The organism is Streptomyces sp. Q2 (assembly GCF_056820935.1).
Window position 1 is genome coordinate 1 of record NZ_JBXEJE010000121.1, and the last position, 728, is coordinate 728.

Consider the following 728-nt stretch of genomic DNA (forward strand, 5'->3'; position numbering starts at 1 on the left):
GGCTGGACGAGGGCGCCCTCTTCAAGGGCCAGTGGGGCCTCAAGCAGAACCGCACCGGCCAGGGCCCCTCCTATGAGGAACTCGTCGAGTCCGAGGGCCGGCCCCGCCTGCGCGGCCTCCTGGACACCCTGCAAAGGGACAACCTGCTGGAAGCCGCCGTCGTCTACGGCTACTTCCGCTGCGTGTCCAAGGACGACGACCTGATCCTCCTGGACGAGCAGGGCAACGAGACCACCCGCTTCACCTTCCCCCGCCAGCGCCGCGGCCGGCGCCTGTGCCTGGCCGACTTCTTCCGCCCCGAAGAATCCGGCCAGACCGACGTGGTCGGCCTGCAGGTCGTCACCGTCGGCTCCCGCATCGGCGAACAGAGCGCCAAACTCTTCGAAGCCAACGCCTACCGCGACTACCTCGAACTGCACGGCCTGTCCGTCCAGCTCGCCGAGGCCCTCGCCGAGTACTGGCACGCCCGCGTCCGCTCCGAACTCGGCTTCGCCGACCAGGACCCCGACGCCATGGAAGACATGTTCGCCCTCAAATACCGCGGCGCCCGCTTCTCACTCGGCTACGGCGCCTGCCCCGACCTCGAAGACCGCGCCAAGATCGCCGACCTCCTCACACCCGAACGCATCGGCGTCCACCTCTCCGAGGAATTCCAGCTCCACCCCGAACAGTCCACCGACGCCATCGTCATCCACCACCCCGAAGCCAAGTACTTCAACGCCCGCTGA

General features: G+C 68.0%; 1 protein-coding gene. It reads left to right on the plus strand.

Features of this window, described 5'->3' with window-relative positions:
- Window positions 1–728: vitamin B12 dependent-methionine synthase activation domain-containing protein (locus ACWBNA_RS47850; protein WP_482710884.1), on the plus strand; the 728-nt coding region annotated here is incomplete at its 5' end.